The 15,591-nt window shown below is 60.9% G+C and carries 18 protein-coding genes; 8 read left to right on the plus strand and 10 right to left on the minus strand.

All coding sequences use genetic code 11. The annotated features are described in order from the left end of the window. Positions 1 to 5 precede the first annotated feature (5 nt). Genes rsmD through AC07V4_RS02385 form a run of 3 tightly spaced genes read right to left on the minus strand, consistent with a single transcriptional unit; the run spans position 6 to position 3,452 of the window. Complete coding sequence (rsmD, locus tag AC07V4_RS02375) at positions 6 to 614, minus strand: 16S rRNA (guanine(966)-N(2))-methyltransferase RsmD (RefSeq protein WP_431749815.1); 609 nt, start codon at positions 612 to 614, stop codon at positions 6 to 8. Continuing rightward, positions 614 to 2,104: a M16 family metallopeptidase gene (locus AC07V4_RS02380; protein ID WP_492634973.1), complete on the minus strand. Its 1,491-nt coding sequence runs from the start codon at positions 2,102 to 2,104 to the stop codon at positions 614 to 616. The genes rsmD and AC07V4_RS02380 overlap by 1 nt, the downstream gene beginning before the upstream one ends. Then, positions 2,097 to 3,452 carry a M16 family metallopeptidase gene (locus tag AC07V4_RS02385; RefSeq protein ID WP_431749817.1) on the minus strand — a complete coding sequence of 452 codons (1,356 nt, stop codon included), beginning with the start codon at positions 3,450 to 3,452 and terminating at the stop codon, positions 2,097 to 2,099. Before AC07V4_RS02385 ends, AC07V4_RS02380 begins: the two co-directional genes overlap by 8 nt. Before the next feature lie 338 nt (positions 3,453 to 3,790). Between AC07V4_RS02385 and ftsY the strand changes: the two genes are divergently transcribed. The 4 genes from ftsY (at position 3,791) to rpoH (ending at position 7,853) form a co-directional block, all read left to right on the plus strand. Then, complete coding sequence (gene ftsY, locus AC07V4_RS02390) at positions 3,791 to 5,179, plus strand: signal recognition particle-docking protein FtsY (RefSeq protein WP_492634972.1); 1,389 nt, start codon at positions 3,791 to 3,793, stop codon at positions 5,177 to 5,179. Continuing rightward, on the plus strand, positions 5,176 to 5,847 hold the full coding sequence (gene ftsE / locus AC07V4_RS02395) for a cell division ATP-binding protein FtsE (protein ID WP_003176700.1): 672 nt from the start codon (positions 5,176 to 5,178) through the stop codon (positions 5,845 to 5,847). The genes ftsY and ftsE overlap by 4 nt, the downstream gene beginning before the upstream one ends. Beyond that, positions 5,844 to 6,869, plus strand: coding sequence for a permease-like cell division protein FtsX (gene ftsX / locus AC07V4_RS02400; protein WP_431749819.1), 1,026 nt, complete (start codon positions 5,844 to 5,846; stop codon positions 6,867 to 6,869). Before ftsE ends, ftsX begins: the two co-directional genes overlap by 4 nt. A gap of 129 nt (positions 6,870 to 6,998) precedes the next feature. Beyond that, positions 6,999 to 7,853: an RNA polymerase sigma factor RpoH gene (gene rpoH / locus AC07V4_RS02405; protein ID WP_016972967.1), complete on the plus strand. Its 855-nt coding sequence runs from the start codon at positions 6,999 to 7,001 to the stop codon at positions 7,851 to 7,853. A 124-nt stretch (positions 7,854 to 7,977) separates the two neighbouring features. Here the strand turns inward: rpoH and mtgA are convergent, their stop codons facing one another. Further along, positions 7,978 to 8,700, minus strand: a complete 723-nt coding sequence (gene mtgA, locus AC07V4_RS02410; protein ID WP_492634971.1) for a monofunctional biosynthetic peptidoglycan transglycosylase — start codon at positions 8,698 to 8,700, stop codon at positions 7,978 to 7,980. Positions 8,701 to 8,774: 74 nt separating this feature from the next. Here mtgA and AC07V4_RS02415 point away from each other — a divergent pair, with 74 nt between their 5' ends. The 4 genes from AC07V4_RS02415 to trmB all read left to right on the plus strand — a co-directional run bounded on the left by AC07V4_RS02415 (position 8,775) and on the right by trmB (position 11,002). After that, positions 8,775 to 9,152 (plus strand): DUF423 domain-containing protein, encoded by a 378-nt coding sequence (locus AC07V4_RS02415; RefSeq protein ID WP_431752387.1) that lies wholly within the window; start codon positions 8,775 to 8,777, stop codon positions 9,150 to 9,152. A gap of 71 nt (positions 9,153 to 9,223) precedes the next feature. After that, on the plus strand, positions 9,224 to 9,424 hold the full coding sequence (gene thiS, locus AC07V4_RS02420; RefSeq protein ID WP_032865944.1) for a sulfur carrier protein ThiS: 201 nt from the start codon (positions 9,224 to 9,226) through the stop codon (positions 9,422 to 9,424). A gap of 48 nt (positions 9,425 to 9,472) precedes the next feature. Next, complete coding sequence (locus AC07V4_RS02425) at positions 9,473 to 10,267, plus strand: thiazole synthase (RefSeq protein ID WP_003234615.1); 795 nt, start codon at positions 9,473 to 9,475, stop codon at positions 10,265 to 10,267. A 9-nt stretch (positions 10,268 to 10,276) separates the two neighbouring features. Then, positions 10,277 to 11,002, plus strand: coding sequence for a tRNA (guanosine(46)-N7)-methyltransferase TrmB (trmB, locus tag AC07V4_RS02430; protein WP_431752388.1), 726 nt, complete (start codon positions 10,277 to 10,279; stop codon positions 11,000 to 11,002). A 144-nt stretch (positions 11,003 to 11,146) separates the two neighbouring features. On the opposite strand, the gene AC07V4_RS02435 is transcribed toward trmB, so the two are convergent. Genes AC07V4_RS02435 through metX form a run of 6 tightly spaced genes read right to left on the minus strand, consistent with a single transcriptional unit; the run spans position 11,147 to position 15,505 of the window. Then, on the minus strand, positions 11,147 to 11,470 hold the full coding sequence (locus AC07V4_RS02435; RefSeq protein WP_431753053.1) for a DUF3392 domain-containing protein: 324 nt from the start codon (positions 11,468 to 11,470) through the stop codon (positions 11,147 to 11,149). A gap of 19 nt (positions 11,471 to 11,489) precedes the next feature. Then, a complete protein-coding gene (gene hemW / locus AC07V4_RS02440; protein ID WP_492634970.1) occupies positions 11,490 to 12,692 on the minus strand; it encodes a radical SAM family heme chaperone HemW in 1,203 nt (400 codons plus the stop codon). Further along, positions 12,689 to 13,285, minus strand: coding sequence for an RdgB/HAM1 family non-canonical purine NTP pyrophosphatase (rdgB, locus tag AC07V4_RS02445; RefSeq protein ID WP_492634969.1), 597 nt, complete (start codon positions 13,283 to 13,285; stop codon positions 12,689 to 12,691). Before rdgB ends, hemW begins: the two co-directional genes overlap by 4 nt. Beyond that, complete coding sequence (locus AC07V4_RS02450) at positions 13,282 to 13,716, minus strand: DUF4426 domain-containing protein (protein ID WP_492634968.1); 435 nt, start codon at positions 13,714 to 13,716, stop codon at positions 13,282 to 13,284. Before AC07V4_RS02450 ends, rdgB begins: the two co-directional genes overlap by 4 nt. A gap of 21 nt (positions 13,717 to 13,737) precedes the next feature. Continuing rightward, positions 13,738 to 14,358 carry a methionine biosynthesis protein MetW gene (metW, locus tag AC07V4_RS02455; RefSeq protein ID WP_016972957.1) on the minus strand — a complete coding sequence of 207 codons (621 nt, stop codon included), beginning with the start codon at positions 14,356 to 14,358 and terminating at the stop codon, positions 13,738 to 13,740. Between the two features lie 7 nt (positions 14,359 to 14,365). After that, on the minus strand, positions 14,366 to 15,505 hold the full coding sequence (gene metX / locus AC07V4_RS02460) for a homoserine O-succinyltransferase MetX (RefSeq protein WP_492634967.1): 1,140 nt from the start codon (positions 15,503 to 15,505) through the stop codon (positions 14,366 to 14,368). Positions 15,506 to 15,591: the final 86 nt, after the last annotated feature.

Here is a 15,591-nt window from a genome sequence, read left to right on the forward strand (position 1 = left end):
ACTCACTACAAGGTGTTGCGGTGCCACAGTGCGTAATACACCCGACCGGACTTCTGCTCCCGGTGCAGGCGCCAGCTGCCTGGCAGGCCAAGGGTGGATGGTGCGGTCTCGCTTTCAGTGTAGATCCACGCATCCGCCGCCAGCCATTGGCGTTCTTCCAACAACGCACACACAGTCGGCAGCAGGTTCTGGTTGAACGGTGGGTCGAGGAACACCACGTCGTATTCGCTGGCCGGCTGGGTTTCCAGATAGCGCAATGCATCAGCTGTCTGGACCTGGCCGGTGGTACAGCGCAGGGTTCCCAGGTGTTCCTTGAGGCTGGAAACCGCCACATTGCTGGCATCCAGCGCCTGGCCTTGGGCCGCACCACGGGACAGCGCCTCGAGGAACAGTGCGCCACTGCCGGCAAACGGGTCCAGCACCTTGGCTCCGCCGATGTACGGCGCGAGCCAGTTGAACAGGGTTTCACGCACGCGATCGGGTGTTGGGCGCAGGCCCACGACGTCGGGGAAGCTCAGCTTGCGGCTGCCCCATTCGCCACCAATGATGCGCAGTTGGCCCACACCGTTATGCACGTTGTGGACGGGTTTTTTCGGGCGAGATGAACTGGCCATTAATGCTCCGGAACCCCGAGCGGTTGCTCGGCAGGTTTATCAGTGGGGGGCGGTAGTGGCTTTTGCGCAATCGTCGGGCCGGCGGTCACGATGACCATCTTGTCGGCGCTCAAGTGTTTGTTCAAGGCAGCCTTGACCTGCTCTACGGTCAGGGCCTGGGATTGTTTCATGAAATCTTCCAGATAGCTCAGCGGCAGGTTGTAGAAACCCATGGCGCCCAGTTGCCCGACGATATCGGCGTTGCTCGCCGTCGACAGTGGGAAGCTGCCCGCCAGCTCGCGCTTGGCGTCATCGAGTTCCTTTTGCGTCGGACCGGTCTTGAGGTAGTCAGCCAGCACGTCTTCAACCAGGCGCAGGGTGCCGCCGCTCATTTCGGCGCGGGTCTGCAGGTTGATCATGAACGGGCCGCGTACCTGCATCGGCGAGAAGCCGGAGTACACGCCGTAGGTCAGGCCGCGTTTTTCGCGGACTTCGCTCATCAGGCGAGTACCGAAGCCGCCGCCACCGAGGATCTGGTTGCCCAGGGACAGGGCCGCGTAGTCCGGATCGGCGCGGTCGATACCCAGTTGGGCGAACAGCAGGTGAGTCTGTTTGGATGGAAATTCGATATGGCTCAGGCCGGCCTTGGGCTCAACGGGTTGGGCGATCTTGGCCAGGGCCGGGCCTTTGGGCAGCGCTGCGGAAACCTTGGCCGTCATGGCCTCGGCTTCGGCGCGGGTCAGGTCGCCAACCACTGCAATGACGGCATTGCCCGCGGCGTAAGCCTTGGCGTGGAAGGCTTGCAGTTGGGCCAGGGTGATTTTTGGAATGCTCTCGGGCGTGCCTTCACTCGGGTGTGCGTAAGGGTGATCACCGTAGAGGCGCTTGAACAGTTCCAGGCTCGCCAGTTTACCGGGGTTCTGTTTCTGGTATTCGAAGCCGGCGAGGATCTGGTTCTTGATGCGCGCCAGGGAGTCGGCCGGGAAGGTCGGCTTGCCGATCACCTGATCAAACAGGCTCAGGGCCGCCTCGCGTTTGTCGCTGTCGCTCAGGCTGCGCAAGGACACCAGCGCCATGTCGCGGTACGCACCATTGCCGAAGTCAGCACCCAGGCCTTCAAAACCGCTGGCGATCTGGCTCACATCCTTGCCCGGTACGCCTTCGTTGAGCATGGCGTTGGTCATCAGCGCCAGGCCCGGTGCATCGCCGTCCTGGCTGCTGCCGGCGGCGAACAGGATGCGCAGGTCGAACATCGGCAGTTCATGGGCTTCGACGAACAGGACCTTGGCGCCTTCGGCGGTGTTCCAGGTTTGTACGTCGAGCTTGCGGTTGGTCGGCGCCTTGCCGTCCAGCTCCGCCAATGATTGCAGTTTGTTGGCCGATTGCGCCTTGTCCAATGCCTGGCTGGCGACGGACTCGCTCGGGCGCAGGAAATACACGGCGCTCGCGGCGATCAGGGTGACGACGACCAGGCCGGGAAAAATCAGGCGGCTGCTTTTGCGATCACTCATGAGCGGTCTCCTCAGGCAGAACATGGGCGACGCTCAGACGTTCGCGGGTGAAATAGGTACGTGCGGCTTTCTGGATATCTTCCGGCGTCACGCTTTGCAGGTCAGCCAGTTCGGTGTCCATCAACTTCCAGGACAGGCCGACGGTTTCCAGGGAGCCGATGGCCGTGGCCTGGCTGGTGATGGAGTCGCGTTGGTAGACCACGCCAGCAATGACCTGGGCGCGGATACGCTCCAGTTCCTCGGTGGTTGGCGGCTTGGCTTTCAGTTCATCCAGCAGGCGCCACAGGCCGGCTTCGGCTTGGGCAATGGTCTTTTTCTTCTGCTGGTTTGGCGTGGCCGTCAGGGTGAACAGGCTGTCACCACGGGTATAGGCGTCGTAGCTGGTGGAGGCGGCGGAAACCAGCTCTTCACCGCGCTCCAGTTGCTCCGAAATGCGTGCGCTATAGCCACCATCCAGCAGCGCCGAAATCAGGCGCAGGGCTTGTACCGATCGCTTGTCTTCGGCAGTCGCCAAGCCGGGTACGTTGAAGCCGAGGATGACGCTCGGCAGTTGGGTCTGCACGCGCATGGTCAGCAGGCGCTCGCCGGGCTCGGCCAGCTCCAGCGGGATCTTGGCGGGCGGAACGTCACGCTTGGGGATCGGGCCGAAGTAACGCTGGGCCAGGTTTTTCACTTCATCCGGCGTTACATCACCGACCACCACCAGGGTGGCGTTGTTCGGCACGTACCAGGATTGGTACCAGTGGCGCAGTTCTTCAACTTTCATGCGCTCAAGGTCGGCCATCCAACCGATGGTCGGCGTGTGGTAGCCGCTGGCCGGATAGGCCATGGCCTTGAAGCGTTCATAAGCCTTGGACATCGGGTTGTCGTCGGTGCGCAGGCGGCGCTCTTCCTTGATCACTTCGATTTCGCGGCTGAATTCATCGGCCGGCAGGCGCAGGCTGGCCATGCGGTCGGCTTCCAGTTCGAAGGCCACGCCCAGGCGATCACGGGCCAGCACCTGGTAGTAGGCGGTGTAGTCGTCGCTGGTGAAGGCGTTCTCCTCGGCGCCCAGGTCGCGCAGGATCAGCGAAGCTTCGCCGGGGCCGACCTTGGCGCTGCCCTTGAACATCATGTGTTCCAGGGCGTGGGACAAACCAGTCTGGCCCGGGGTTTCATAGCTCGATCCCACCTTGTACCAGACCTGGGAAACCACCACCGGCGCGCGATGGTCTTCGCGCACGACCACTTTGAGGCCGTTATCCAGGGTGAATTCATGGGTGGGTTGTGGGTCGGCAGCCAGAGCTGAAAGGGGCAGACAAACTGTGCTGAGCAGCAGGCCTGCGGCGCGGCGGGCTAGAGCATTCATTCGTTTTTAAACCTGTTGGGCTGCCCGCTTGGTCTTAGCGTCGGCGGGCGAGGAGGTGCTAGGATACTGATCCGACTTAGGGTCGGCCACTGCGGCCGCCATATCGTGCCGGATCAAGTCGTAGGAATGCTGGAATAGAACGTGGGTTTCCCCGACGATCTTCCACTTTTCGCCGATGTTGTCGCTTCAGTCCTTTATTGAAACGATTCGTTAAGGCACTTATTTACGCCTTACAAAATGTTGCGCATGAACAAGCCAGCCTTAAAGCAGTCTGTTCTGCATCGAATTTATTTACCGAGGCGCCTTGGCGCATCGCTACTTTGAGATAGCCGTCCTCCATGTTTGGTTCCAACGACGACAAGAAGAGCCCAGCTGCGGCTGGCGAGAAAAAAGGCCTGTTCGGATGGCTGCGCAAAAAGCCGCAGGAAACCGTCGTCGAACAGCCACAGGTGCAACCTGAGCCGATTCCTGAGCCAATAAAAGAAGCCGAACCGGTTGCTGAAACTCCGGCACCGGTGGTGCTGCCGATGGCTGAACCGGTGTTGCAGCCGGTGGTCGAGGCGGCGCCGGAACCAAAGTCGGTGCCAGAACCTGAGCACAAACCGTGGCTGGAATTGCCGGTGGCTGAAGAACCGGTGGCGCTGGTTGAAGACGTACAGGCCGAACACATCACACCACCGATTCCTGCAGTCGTTGAGCCAGTGGCGGTGGTGGTCGAAGCGCCGCCGGTCGTAGAAGTGGCTGCTCCTGCTGCCATCGAGCCAGAGCCTGTGGTTGCTGCCGCTGCCGAAACCAGCAAAACCGGCTTCTTCGCCCGTCTCAAGCAGGGCCTGAGCAAGACCAGCGCCAGCATCGGCGAAGGCATGGCCAGCCTGTTCCTGGGCAAGAAGGTCATCGATGACGAGCTGCTGGAAGACATCGAAACCCGCCTGCTGACCGCCGACGTGGGCGTCGAAGCCACCGCCGTGATCATCCAGAGCCTGACCCAGAAGGTCGCACGCAAGCAGCTGACTGACGCCGACGCACTGTACAAATCCCTGCAGGCTGAGCTGGCCGCGATGCTCAAGCCCGTGGAAGCCCCTCTGGTAATCACGCCGAACAAGCCATTTGTGATCCTGGTCGTGGGCGTCAACGGCGCCGGCAAGACCACCACCATCGGCAAGCTGGCCAAGAAACTGCAGTCGGAAGGCAAGAAAGTCATGCTGGCTGCGGGCGACACCTTCCGCGCCGCTGCCGTTGAACAACTGCAAGTGTGGGGCGAGCGCAACAAGATCCCGGTAATCGCCCAGCACACCGGCGCCGACTCCGCTTCGGTGATCTTCGATGCCGTGCAGGCCGCCAAGGCGCGCAACATCGATGTGTTGATCGCCGATACCGCCGGTCGCCTGCACACCAAAGACAACCTGATGGAAGAGCTGAAGAAGGTGCGCCGCGTGATCGGCAAGCTCGACGCAGACGCGCCCCACGAAGTATTGCTGGTGCTGGACGCCGGTACTGGCCAGAACGCCATCAACCAGGCCAAACAATTCAACCAGACGGTGCAACTGTCCGGCCTGGCATTGACTAAGCTCGACGGCACGGCCAAGGGTGGCGTGATTTTCGCCCTGGCTAAACAGTTCGGGTTGCCGATTCGTTATATCGGTGTTGGTGAAGGTATCGATGACCTGCGCACCTTTGAAGCCGAACCCTTTGTACAGGCACTGTTTGCCGAGCGGGAGCGTTCATGATTCGATTCGAGCAGGTCGGTAAACGCTATGCCAACGGGCATGTGGGCTTGCATGAGCTGAGCTTTCGAGTGCGCCGTGGCGAATTCTTGTTTGTCACCGGCCATTCGGGTGCTGGCAAAAGTACATTGTTGCGTCTGCTGCTGGCCATGGAGCGCCCGACCACCGGCAAGCTGTTGCTGGCCGGCCAGGACCTGGCGACCATCAGCAATGCGCAGATTCCGTTCCTGCGCCGCCAGATCGGCGTGGTGTTCCAGAACCACCAGTTGCTGTTCGATCGCACGGTATTCAATAACGTCGCGCTGCCGTTGCAGATTCTCGGGCTGTCCAAGGCCGAGATCATCAAGCGTGTGGATTCGGCCCTGGAGCGCGTGGCGCTGTCGGACAAGACCGACCTTTACCCAGGCGACCTGTCCACCGGCCAGCAGCAGCGCGTCGGCATCGCCCGCGCCATCGTTCACCGCCCGGCCTTGCTGCTGGCGGACGAACCCACCGGTAACCTCGACCCGCGTCTTGCCGCCGAAATCATGGGCGTGTTCGAAGACATCAACCGCCTGGGTACCAGTGTGCTGATCGCCAGCCACGACCTGGCGCTGATCGCTCGCATGCGCCACCGCATGCTGACCCTGCAACGCGGTCGCTTGATCGGTGACGGGGAGGCTGGTGTATGAGTGCCACTCGCAGCCCTAAAGTTTCCGAACGCGTGGCGCCGAAAGCGGCCGACCCGCAACCGTCGAAGAAGAAAAAGCACGACGAGGACGATGGCCCGGATTTCGGCACGCTGCTGCGCGCCTGGATCGAAAGCCATCGCGCCAGCCTGCTCGACAGCCTTCGTCGCTTGGGCAAGCAGCCGATTGGCAGCTTCTTCACGTGCCTGGTGATGGCCGTGGCTTTGAGTCTGCCGATGGGTTTGTCGCTGCTGCTTAATAATGTGGAGCGCCTGGGCGGGTCCTGGCAGCGTGCGGCGCAGATTTCCCTGTACCTCAACCTCGACGCCAGCACCAAGGATGGCGAGGGGCTGCGCGATGACATCAAGAACCTGCCGGGTGTGGCGGATGCTGAGTACATCAGTCGCGACCAGGCTCTTGAAGAATTCCAGCAACAATCCGGGCTGGGCGAGGCGCTGAAAGAGCTGCCGCAGAACCCGTTGCCGGGCGTGGTGCTGGTGACGCCGAACGAAGTCGACAAGCCGGCCCTTGAGGCCCTGCGACAAAAACTCGCAGAGATGCCCAAGGTGCAACAGGCGCAGCTTGATCTAGTCTGGGTAGAGCGCCTGGCGGCGATCCTCAAGCTGGGCGATCGCTTTGTGTTCGGCCTGACGGTGCTGTTGGTGTCTGCATTACTTTTGGTGATAGGCAATACCATTCGTCTTCATATTGAAAACCGTCGCACCGAGATAGAAGTGATTAAACTGGTCGGCGGCACGGACAGCTATGTGCGTCGTCCTTTTCTGTACATGGGCGCGCTTTATGGCTTGGGTGCCGGGATTTTGTCCTGGGGCGTGCTGGCGTTTGGCCTTGACTGGCTGAACGACGCGGTCATCGGGCTTGCCGGCTTGTATGGCAGTGATTTCGCGCTGGCCGGCGTGCCGGTTGCCGATGGTCTGAGTCTCTTGCTTGGCGCAGTGTTGTTGGGGTATATCGGTGCTTGGATTGCGGTCGCTCGTCATTTACGCGAGCTGGCACCGAAGTAGTTAATGTCAGATTAATGTGGTTTCGTTTGTATTGACCGTATTGGTGGTTTAGGGAACTTTTCCTGCGGTTCCCGGTCAATTTTCGCAGTGCTGAACAGCACGAGTTATGTGAGTCGGAGGTTTTTTCGTATGACCACTTCTTTGCAACCTGCTTATGCCTTGGTCCCGGGTGCGAACCTGGAGGCTTATGTGCACACGGTGAACAGCATTCCATTGCTGACGCCTGAGCAGGAGCGTGAACTGGCCGAGAGTCTCTACTATGAGCAGGATTTGGGGGCGGCTCGGCAGATGGTGCTCGCCCACCTGCGTTTTGTCGTACATATCGCCCGTAGCTATAGCGGCTACGGCCTGGCCCAGGCTGACCTGATCCAGGAAGGCAACGTCGGCCTGATGAAGGCTGTAAAGCGCTTCAACCCTGAAATGGGCGTGCGCCTGGTGTCGTTTGCCGTGCACTGGATCAAGGCGGAAATCCACGAGTTCATCCTGCGCAACTGGCGCATCGTGAAAGTCGCGACCACCAAGGCCCAGCGCAAGCTGTTCTTCAACCTGCGCAGCCAGAAAAAACGCCTGGCGTGGCTGAACAACGAGGAAGTCCACCGCGTGGCCGAAAGCCTCGGAGTGGAGCCCCGTGAAGTGCGCGAGATGGAAAGTCGCCTGACCGGCCATGACATGGCCTTCGACCCGGCTGCCGAAGCGGACGACGACAGTGCCTTTCAATCGCCGGCCAACTACCTGGAAGACCACCGGTACGACCCGGCGCGTCAACTGGAAGATGCCGACTGGAGCGATAACTCCAACCACAACCTGCACGAAGCGCTGGAAGTGCTGGATGACCGCAGTCGTGACATCCTCTATCAGCGTTGGCTGGCAGAAGATAAGGCCACGCTGCACGACCTGGCACAGAAGTACAACGTGTCGGCGGAGCGGATTCGTCAGCTTGAAAAAAGCGCGATGAATAAGCTGAAGCTGTCGATCGCTGCCTAAACCGCGACGCGGTCAAAATGTGGGAGGGGGCTTGCCCCCGATAGCGGTGGATCAGTCAGCTTATCTGTAGCTGACCCACTGCAATCGGGGGCAAGCCCCCTCCCACATTTGTTTCTGTGTTGTGTCAGTCGGACCAGGGGGCCTTGCGGGAGCTGTTCAGCTCAAGCAGGTAGCCATCGCCACCGAGCTGGCTCATTTGCTGGCGAATCCAGGCCGCCCGCCTTGCCACGTATGCGGTCGGATGGCTGGCACTCCACGCCCGCGGGTTCGGCAACACCGCCGCCAGATAACTGGCCTGCTGGCGAGAAAGCGCCTCGGCGCTCACCCCGAAGTGATGCCGCGCTGCCGCTTCCGCGCCAAACACCCCTTCATCCCATTCCACGCTGTTGAGGTATACCTCAAGAATCCGCTGCTTGGGCCACATCACCTCGATCAGCCCGGTAAACCAGGCTTCCAGGCCCTTGCGAAAATAGCTACGACCGGCCCACAGGAACAGGTTCTTGGAGACCTGCTGGCTCAGTGTACTGGCGCCGCGAATCGAGCCGCCACGCTCGTTATGCAGGATCGCTGCCTGGATCGCGCCGAAATCAAAGCCCCAATGCTGCGGGAAACGCTGGTCTTCACCGGCCATCACCGCCACTTTCAGGTCATTGGAGATCTCATCCCAGGGTACCCACGTGCGCTGCAGGTCAATTGGCTCGCCGTCGACCCAGGATTCGACCTTGCGCTCCACCATCAATGCGGTGAGCGGTGGCGGCACGACACGCAATAACAGCACCAGCAGCACACTGCCGATGGCAAACCATTTCACGACGTTAAGAAAGCGTTTGAAGAGGAGACGCAGCATAGAGATGGCTTGGCCGAACCCGTTGAGCGGGCCATTATACAGACCCGGCCCTTTGCGTCTGACTGGAGTTCCTCATGTTGCGTGGCTTTCTGATGTTGGCTGCCTTTTTCGGCTTTACCGGTGTCGCCCTTGGCGCCTTCGCCGCCCACGGCCTGAAAAATCGCCTGAGCGCCGAGTACCTGGCGATCTTCCACACCGGCGTGACCTATCAACTGGTACACACCCTGGCGCTGTTCGGCGTGGCGTTGTTGGCGGCGCATATTCCTGGCCGGTTGGTCAGTTGGGCGGGCATCTCGTTTACTGTCGGCATCCTGTTGTTCTCCGGCAGCCTGTATGTCTTGACCATGACCGGCATCAGCAAGCTCGGGATCATCACGCCGTTTGGCGGGCTGGCCTTCCTGCTGGGCTGGTTCTTCCTGGGCCTGGCGGCGTGGCGCTTGCAGACAGCCTGACCAAGGGACTTGGGCCGGCAACCTCAATCGGGCTAGAATGCGGACCCCTAAAAACGATGGCGGCCCGTGGCATGCGCATTCAGTTGAACGGCGAATCCTTTGAACTGCCCGACGGTGAAACCGTTGCGGCCCTGCTGACCCGCCTGGACTTGACCGGGCGTCGCGTCGCAGTGGAGCTCAACCTGGATATCGTCCCGCGTAGCCAGCATGCCGAGACTGCGCTCACCGAAGGTGACCAAGTCGAAGTGGTTCACGCCATCGGCGGCGGCTGATCGCCCGCCTGAATTCTGCAGAACCTCACCCCATTTCGAGGATTTCCCATGAGCATCGTTCGTAGCGACAAGCCCTTTGTGCTGGCCGGTCGTACCTACCAGTCCCGTCTGCTGGTCGGTACCGGCAAGTACCGCGACATGGAAGAAACCCGCCTGGCTATCGAAGCCTCGGGTGCTGAGATCGTCACCTTCGCCGTGCGCCGCACCAACCTGGGCCAGATCGAAGGCGAGCCGAACCTGCTCGAAGTGCTGTCGCCGGATCGCTACACGTTTTTGCCGAACACGGCCGGTTGCTACGACGCTATCGAAGCCGTGCGAACCTGCCGCCTGGCCCGTGAGCTGCTCGACGGCCACAACCTGGTGAAGCTGGAAGTGCTGGCCGACCAGAAAACCCTGTTCCCCAACGTGATCGAAACCCTCAAGGCCGCTGAAACCCTGGTCAAGGAAGGCTTCGACGTGATGGTCTACACCAGCGATGACCCGATCATCGCCCGTCAACTGGCGGAAATCGGCTGCATCGCGGTGATGCCGTTGGCCGGTCTGATCGGTTCCGGCCTGGGCATCTGCAACCCCTACAACCTGCAGATCATTCTTGAAGAAGCCAAGATCCCGGTGCTGGTGGATGCGGGTGTGGGCACTGCCTCCGACGCGACCATCGCCATGGAGCTGGGCTGCGACGCGGTGCTGATGAACTCGGCCATCGCCCATGCCCAGCAACCGATCATGATGGCCGAAGCCATGCAACATGCCATCGTCGCGGGCCGTTTGGCGTACCTCGCCGGGCGCATGCCGAAAAAACTCTACGCCAGCGCCTCTTCGCCGCTGGATGGTCTGATCAAGTAAGAGCCATTGATGACTGAATCAAACGAAACGCCGAACACCCTGGAAGAAGGCGACGAGTCCAAGCACCGCCGCATCAAGAGTTTTGTGATGCGCGCCGGTCGCATGACCGAGGGCCAGCAAAAGGGCCTGGAACAAGGTACGCCGCTGTTCGTATTGCCATTGGCCGATGCGCCAGTGGACTACGATCAGGTGTTCGGCCGTTCGGCCCCGCGTTCCCTGGAAATCGGTTTCGGCATGGGGCACTCCCTGCTGGAAATGGCGGCGGCCTCGCCGGACCAGGATTTTATCGGTGTGGAAGTGCACCGCCCGGGTGTCGGTGCGCTGCTCAATGGCGTGCTGACCCAAGGCCTGACCAACTTGCGAGTCTACGACTGCGACGCGATCGAAGTGCTCAACCGTTGCATCGCTGACAACAGCCTCGACCGCCTGATGCTGTTCTTCCCCGACCCATGGCACAAAGCCCGTCACCACAAGCGTCGGATCGTCCAGGCGTCCTTCGCGGAGCTGGTACGTAGCAAGCTGAAAGTGGGCGGCATCTTGCACATGGCCACCGACTGGGAACCGTATGCTGAATATATGCTGGAAGTGATGAACGTTGCCCCTGGTTACCGCAACCTGGCCGAAGACGGTAAATGCGTACCGCGTCCGGCTGAGCGTCCGATCACCAAGTTCGAACGCCGCGGCGAGCGGTTGGGGCATGGGGTGTGGGATTTGAAGTTCGAGAAGCTGGCCTAACCCGCCTGCAACTTTGAAATGCCGTGAAAAATGTGGGAGGGGGCTTGCCCCCGATAGCGGTGGATCAGTCAGCCTATTTGTAGCTGACCCACTGCAATCGGGGGCAAGCCCCCTCCCACATTTGTATCTGTGTTGGGTTTGGGATCAGCGGCGGTCGGCTACTACGCCAATCAACACCAGCACCACAATCAACACCGGCGCCAGGCTGTAGTTATTGAACTGGCTCAACCCCCGCACAATCCACGGCGTGGCGTAGATCAACGCCGCACCGCTACCGATCATGCACACCAACGCCATCAACGGTACGCGCAAGGCGCCGGCAATGTTACCCAGGCGTGCTTCGACCCAGCCCTTGATGTCAGCGCCAAACAGAACCAGTAAGCAGCCGACAAGGGCCAGGGAGATTTCCGACAGGTTACTACGGCTCCAGCGGGATACGGTGGCGAGCAGGTCGAGTACCAAATCCATGTGATTTCCTTAAGAGCGATCAGCTCAAAAACTTTTGCAACAGGTCATTGAGAAAGAGTTGCCCACGGTCGGTCGCCGCCAGGCGTGACGGTTCGACCTGCATTAAGCCACTTTGTTCTGCCTCGCGACGGCCTTCGTCCAGGCTCGCCAGGTCCAGCCCGGTGCGCTCGGCGTACAGCTTGGCTTCGACGCCTTCGGTGAGGCGCAAAGCGTTCATCAGGAACTCGAACGGCAGTTCCTCGTTGGTCAGTTCTTTCGCGCCGGCCTGAAAGCTTTTTGCCGGGTTGAGGTAGTCCTTCGGCGCCCGCGTCTTCCAGGTGCGCACGATACGCCCGTCAGGGTGGCTGAGCTTGCCGTGGGCACCTGCGCCGATGCCGATGAAGTCGCCGAAGCTCCAGTAATTCAGGTTGTGCCGAGCCGGGCGACCCGGTTGGGCATAGGCCGACACTTCATATTGCGCGTAACCGTGTTCAGCCAGCAGTGCCTGGCCGGCTTCCTGGATATCCCACAACGTGTCGTCTTCTGGCAGCGCGGGCGGCTGGTTCCAGAACACGGTGTTGGGTTCCAGGGTCAGTTGATACCACGACAAGTGTGTGGGCTTGAGGGCGATGGCCTGGCGCAGGTCGTTTAAAGCATCGTCCAGGGATTGGTTCGGCAAGCCGTGCATCAAGTCCAGGTTGAAGTTCTCGAACCCGGCCTGGCGCGCCATGCCTGCGGCGCGTACAGCTTCATCGCCATTATGGATACGCCCCAAGGCTTCGAGCTTTTCCTGCTGGAAGCTCTGGATGCCAATGGACAGCCGGTTGATGCCCAGCTTGCGGTACGCCACGAACTTCTCTTGCTCGAAGGTGCCGGGGTTGGCTTCCAGGGTGATCTCGATGTCGCCGGCAAACGGAATGCGCTCTTCCACGCCCTTGAGCAAGCGCCCCAGTGCGACAGCACTGAACAGGCTCGGCGTCCCGCCGCCGAAGAAGATCGAGCTCAGCTCACGGCCATATACCGCATGCAGGTCCTCATCGAGGTCGGCCAGCAAGGCGTCCACATACTCTTCCTCCGGCAGCACTTTGCTGGCGGTGTGGGAGTTGAAGTCGCAGTAAGGACATTTGCGCACGCACCACGGGATATGGATGTACAGCGCCAGGGGCGGCAAGTGGGGCAGGGCCGCCCGTGGTGTTTGCGCACCGCCGTGGATCAGCGGCTGCGCAGAGGTGTTTTGAGTCATTTCAAGCCCAGACGCTGGCGCAGCAAATCCATTGCGCGGGCGCGGTGGCTGATCTGGTTCTTGTCGGCCGGGCTCAGTTCGGCGCTGGAGACATTACGCTCGGGCACCCAGAACAGCGGGTCATAGCCAAAGCCATGCTCGCCGCTGGCCGCATGCAGGATGCGGCCGTGCCACAGGCCTTCACAGAGGATCGGCAGCGGGTCATCGGCGTGGCGAACCAGGGCCAGCACGCAGACGAACTGTGCGCCGCGCTCTTCATCCGGCACGTCCTTGAGGGCGTCCAGCAGCTTGGCATTGTTGGCCGCGTCGCCCTTGCCATCGGCATAACGTGCCGAGTAGATGCCAGGCGCGCCGCCAAGGAAATCCACCGCCAGGCCCGAGTCATCCGCCAGCGCCGGCAGGCCGGAGATACGTGCGGCGTTGCGTGCCTTGAGGATGGCGTTTTCGACGAACGACAGGCCGGTTTCTTCCGGCTCGACCTGGCTGAATTCGCCAATCGAGCGCAGTTGCACGGATTCACCGAGCATGGCCTGCAATTCTTTGAGTTTGCCGGCGTTATGGCTGGCCAGTACGAGTTGGGTGAGGTTCATCATTCGGCCGGGAAAAGTTCTTGGACAAAATTGAAGCCGTGGGCCTTGCCGCCGGTTTCAACGTTGATGGTGAAGGTCTTGAATTCCTGCTGCGGTACCGAGTAGGGCGCGAGGTAGTTGGTGACGCCTTTTTCGGTGATCTGCTTGAACGTCAGGACTTCGCTCTTGCCGAGTGAGTCCTTGATGGTGCCGGTCACTTGCGCCACCACGGGTGTCACACCCTTGAACACGGACACGTTGATCAAGCCCTTGTTCTTGCTGCGTACCACGCCCACCGCTTGCGCGGTTTCCGGTTGCAGGAAGCTGGAAGTGAAGGTGTTGTAGCGCACGGTGATATCGCCAAATTCCTTCGTGCGGTTAGGGTCGATAAGGTCGGCGGCCATGGCGTTGGCGCCCAGCAATGCAGTCAGTAGAAAAACAGCCAAACGACTCATGAGCGTCCCTCTTGAAAATGATTAGACGGCAATCTTGTGGTCGGTCAGGCCAGGGCTGCTGACCCGGTAAATCCCGATTTCGCCCAACAGGTTGGGCCACAGCTTACTCGCCCAGCCGTGGCGGTGCTGTTGATCGACGGCAAGGCGGTTGATCACCTTGGCTTCACGCTCGCCGCACAAGGCTTCGAAGTCTTCGAAGGTGCAGAAGTGGATGTTGGGCGTGTTGTACCACGTGTACGGCAGGAAATCCGACACCGGCATCCGGCCTTTGGTCGCCAGGTACCAGCGGCAGCGCCAGTGGCCGAAGTTGGGGAAGGTGATGATGCACTGGCGACCCACGCGCAGCATTTCGTCGAGGATGCGATCCGGATAGTGCACCGCCTGCAGGGCCTGGGTCATCACCACGATGTCGAAGCTGTTGCTGGCAAAGTTGCCCAGGCCCTTGTCCAGGTCCTGCTCGATCACGTTGATGCCCTTGGCCACGCACTGGGCGATGTTGTCGGGGTCGTTCTCCAGGCCATAACCGGTGACTTGCTTGTTGTCGCGCAGCCAGCTCAGCAGTTCGCCATCGCCGCAGCCCAGGTCGAGCACGCGGCTGCCGGCGGGTATCCAGTCTTGGATGATTTCCAGGTCAGCTCTCATGGCGTTCTCATACTGTAATGCGGTTCATGTAGTTGCCGAACGCCTGCAAGTAACGCGGGATCGGGATCAGGAAGGCGTCGTGGCCTTGTGGAGCATCGATCTCCAGGTAGCAGACGTCTTTGCGCGCGGCCATCAGCGCGTCCACCAGCTCACGGGAGCGGGCCGGCGAGAAGCGCCAGTCGGTGGTGAATGACATCACGCAGAACTTGGCCGTGGCGCCTTCGAAGGTTTTCGCCAGGTCGTCGTCGTGATTCGCGGCCGGGTCGAAGTAATCCAGCGCCTTGGTCATCAGCAGGTAGGTGTTGGCGTCGAAGCGTCCGGAGAACTCTTCGCCCTGATAACGCAAATAGCTTTCCACTTGGAACTCGACGCTGTGGAAGTCGTAGTTGAGCTTTTCGCTCTTGAGGCCACGGCCGAATTTCTCGCCCATGGAATCATCGGACAGGTAGGTGATATGCCCGACCATCCGCGCCAGCATCAGGCCGCGCTTGGGGATCACTCCGGCTTCCTGGAACGACCCACCATGGAATTCGGGATCGGTGAGGATCGCCTGGCGCGCCACTTCGTTGAAGGCGATGTTTTGCGCCGACAGTTTCGGGGCCGAGGCGATGGCCAGGCAGTGGCGCACGCGGTCCGGGTAAGTGATGGTCCATTGCAGCGCCTGCATGCCGCCCAGGCTGCCGCCGATCACCGCCGACCATTGGTGGATGCCTAGCAGGTCGGCAAGGCGCGCCTGGCTGTGCACCCAGTCTTCCACGGTCAGCACCGGGAAGTCGGCGCCGAATGGCTTGCCGGTTTCCGGGTTGATGCTGCTCGGGCCGGTGGAGCCGTTGCAGCCGCCGAGGTTGTTCAGGCTGACCACAAAGAACTTATGGGTGTCGATGGGCTTGCCGGGGCCGATGCAGCTGTCCCACCAACCGGGCTTGCGCTCGTCGGCAGCGTGGAAACCGGCAGCGTGGTGATGGCCGGACAAGGCGTGACAGATCAGCACGGCATTGCTCGCCGTGGCGTTCAGTTGGCCGTAGGTTTCATAGATCAGGTCGTAGGCAGGCAGCGAGCGGCCACAGGCCAGGGCCAGCGGTTCGCTGAAGTGCGCCACTTGGGGCACGACCAGTCCAACAGAATCGGGGGGGAAGGCAGCTGGCATCGACCCTGCTCTCGTTTAAATGAGGCGTAAGTCTAAAGAGCGGGGACTCCAGCGGCAAGCGAAGGCCTGCACCCGTGCACAGATAC

Source organism: Pseudomonas sp. GW821-FHT03A09, from assembly GCF_059421065.1.

Excerpts from the sequence above, each read along its gene's own strand:
- AC07V4_RS02450 (WP_492634968.1), bottom strand. The coding sequence starts at position 13,716 with ATGAGTCGTTTGGCTGTTTTTCTACTGACTGCATTGCTGGGCGCCAAC.
- thiS (WP_032865944.1), top strand. The coding sequence starts at position 9,224 with ATGCGCATTCAGTTGAACGGCGAATCCTTTGAACTGCCCGACGGTGAA.
- AC07V4_RS02425 (WP_003234615.1), top strand. The coding sequence starts at position 9,473 with ATGAGCATCGTTCGTAGCGACAAGCCCTTTGTGCTGGCCGGTCGTACC.
- AC07V4_RS02415 (WP_431752387.1), top strand. The coding sequence starts at position 8,775 with ATGTTGCGTGGCTTTCTGATGTTGGCTGCCTTTTTCGGCTTTACCGGT.
- ftsX (WP_431749819.1), top strand. The coding sequence starts at position 5,844 with ATGAGTGCCACTCGCAGCCCTAAAGTTTCCGAACGCGTGGCGCCGAAA.
- hemW (WP_492634970.1), bottom strand. The coding sequence starts at position 12,692 with ATGACTCAAAACACCTCTGCGCAGCCGCTGATCCACGGCGGTGCGCAA.
- rdgB (WP_492634969.1), bottom strand. The coding sequence starts at position 13,285 with ATGATGAACCTCACCCAACTCGTACTGGCCAGCCATAACGCCGGCAAA.
- trmB (WP_431752388.1), top strand. The coding sequence starts at position 10,277 with ATGACTGAATCAAACGAAACGCCGAACACCCTGGAAGAAGGCGACGAG.
- metW (WP_016972957.1), bottom strand. The coding sequence starts at position 14,358 with ATGAGAGCTGACCTGGAAATCATCCAAGACTGGATACCCGCCGGCAGC.
- mtgA (WP_492634971.1), bottom strand. The coding sequence starts at position 8,700 with ATGCTGCGTCTCCTCTTCAAACGCTTTCTTAACGTCGTGAAATGGTTT.
- rpoH (WP_016972967.1), top strand. The coding sequence starts at position 6,999 with ATGACCACTTCTTTGCAACCTGCTTATGCCTTGGTCCCGGGTGCGAAC.
- metX (WP_492634967.1), bottom strand. The coding sequence starts at position 15,505 with ATGCCAGCTGCCTTCCCCCCCGATTCTGTTGGACTGGTCGTGCCCCAA.
- ftsY (WP_492634972.1), top strand. The coding sequence starts at position 3,791 with ATGTTTGGTTCCAACGACGACAAGAAGAGCCCAGCTGCGGCTGGCGAG.
- AC07V4_RS02385 (WP_431749817.1), bottom strand. The coding sequence starts at position 3,452 with ATGAATGCTCTAGCCCGCCGCGCCGCAGGCCTGCTGCTCAGCACAGTT.
- AC07V4_RS02380 (WP_492634973.1), bottom strand. The coding sequence starts at position 2,104 with ATGAGTGATCGCAAAAGCAGCCGCCTGATTTTTCCCGGCCTGGTCGTC.
- ftsE (WP_003176700.1), top strand. The coding sequence starts at position 5,176 with ATGATTCGATTCGAGCAGGTCGGTAAACGCTATGCCAACGGGCATGTG.
- rsmD (WP_431749815.1), bottom strand. The coding sequence starts at position 614 with ATGGCCAGTTCATCTCGCCCGAAAAAACCCGTCCACAACGTGCATAAC.
- AC07V4_RS02435 (WP_431753053.1), bottom strand. The coding sequence starts at position 11,470 with ATGGATTTGGTACTCGACCTGCTCGCCACCGTATCCCGCTGGAGCCGT.